The sequence below is a fragment of the Marivita cryptomonadis genome (assembly GCF_002115725.1).
Lineage (GTDB): Bacteria > Pseudomonadota > Alphaproteobacteria > Rhodobacterales > Rhodobacteraceae > Marivita > Marivita cryptomonadis.
The window spans coordinates 1-1,889 of the sequence record NZ_JFKD01000060.1 but is presented as its reverse complement, the minus strand read 5'-3'; the positions used below and the strand labels follow the sequence as shown (position 1 = coordinate 1,889).

Annotated in this window: 1 protein-coding gene; it reads right to left on the bottom strand. The window is 63.0% G+C overall.

Annotated features, from left to right (window positions below):
- Positions 1-75 precede the first annotated feature (75 nt).
- Complete coding sequence (locus MCRY_RS22205; RefSeq protein ID WP_085633944.1) at positions 76-1,722, bottom strand: IS1634 family transposase; 1,647 nt, start codon at positions 1,720-1,722, stop codon at positions 76-78.
- Positions 1,723-1,889: the final 167 nt, after the last annotated feature.

Here is a 1,889-nt window from a genome sequence, read left to right as displayed (position 1 = left end):
AACTTCGACAGCTAAACGCGTAAGTAATTGATATTGTTGCAGCGGGATTCCCGCTTTTGCCACAACATGGTCGTTTCAGGAGGGTGTTTTCAGGCTCAGCGCTTCAAAAAGATCCAGTTGCTCCGGTTGTTGGCGGGTGAAGGTCGTCTTGGTTGCGGGGCCAATGCGCGCCACGTGCTGTTGGATGCGCGCGAGAAGATCGAGCGCGGTTCTTGGGCTTGCGCCGTGGCCCTTGGCCTTCAGGCGCATACGCATGACGCGGTAGAGGACGAGGGCTAGGAAGCAGATCATGGCATGAGCCCGGATGCGGTCGGGAAGGCGATGGTGAACCGGCGCGATCTCGATGTCGGACTTGAGCACGCGGAAGCCGCGCTCGATGTCGGCGAGCCCCTTGTAGCGCGCGACGGCCTCGGTCGGAGAGAGATCCGGCGCGTTGGTGATCAGCGCAAGCTTTCCATCGAAGAGTTCTGCCTGTGCAACGGCGTCTTCATCGACTGACCAGCTGAAGCGGTCCGCGTTGAGATCGGCCTTGAGGAAGCGGGTCATCTCGGCCTCCGCAACGGCCCGGGTGAAGCGGCTGTAGGCCCCGCGGTCGGAGGCGCGGCGCCCCTTGGCGGTCTTTCCGGCATCCTGAGCATTGAGCTTGCTGACCATCTTTTCAGCCATTGTCTCCAGCTCGGCGACGCGGGCGCGCCGCCGCTCCCCCTGTTCGGCGGCACGGAAGGGATCATGGGCAACGATCAGGCGGTGGCCGGCGAAGCGGCCCTCGGCTAATCCGTCCGCGTCAAACGTCATGTCCCGGAAGGTCTCGACGAGATCGCTGTAGCGGCGGGCCGGGACGGCGAGGATGAACTCCAGCGTACGCCCGCCCTGCTCGGCCAGGGATGTCAGGGCCCCGATATTGTCGAGGCTCAGCAGCCCACGATCGGCCACGAGGATCACCCGCTCGATCGGGAAGCGTTGCAGGACGGTGGCCAGCATGGCCTGCAGGGTCTTGGTTTCGGCCACGTTGCCCGGATGAACGGTATGCATGAGCGGCAGCCCCTCGGCGGTCTGCACGACGCCGAGCACGAACTGTCGAGCGATGCCGCCGGTCTCCTTATTCATGCCAAAGGCGCGTATGTCTGCCTCGACTTGCCCTTCGCCATGGATGCGCACGGTGGTCAGGTCGTAGAAGACGACGGTCAGATCACGGTCGACCAAGGGTCGGATCTGACGGGCCAGTTCGGCCTCCACGCGGTCGACATTGTCCATCAGCGCGTCCATGGCGCGCAGCAGATGTTGGTGGGTAACTGTTTCCGGCATCTCCGGCATGGCCACGGTCTCCAGCCAGCGCAGGCACCCCAGCTTGCTGGAGGGGTCACACAGGCGGTTGAAGACCATGGCCCGCACCAGCGCTTCGACATCCAGCTTGCGCCGCCCGGATCGCATCGCGCGGCCCAAGGCGCGGTCGAAGCCGAGATCGGCCCAGAGCTCGTGCAGCGCAAAGACGTTGCCGTGGGCTTTGGAGCTCTCGATCTCGACGGGATAGGCGGTATTCTCGCCCCGCCCGAGTGCGCGGTTGAGACCGCCGATCAGAGGATCGAGCTTTGCGGGGGTGAGATCTTCCAGGCGCCCGAGGTTTGCGACAACCCGGTGGCGGACTTTTCCCTGCTCGTTGCGATAGCCCTCGACCAGTTGCAGGTACTGGCGGCCGCCGGATTTGGTAATCTTGGTGTACATGTCGCAACGCTACAGATGTCTTAGCGCACTATCAATGACCCTGAATCAAGTGACGTGCCACAACACGCTTACAGGTGGAACCTGGGGGTCCGGCCGCCGGAAGCCCTTATTTTGTTGAATTCCACTCTACCGAACCGGGGCCAATTCCACCTTGAACTGTCGAAGTT

What these genes read in the sequence shown, in the direction of transcription:
- MCRY_RS22205 (WP_085633944.1), bottom strand. Translation starts at nt 1,722, where the DNA reads ATGTACACCAAGATTACCAAATCCGGCGGCCGCCAGTACCTGCAACTG.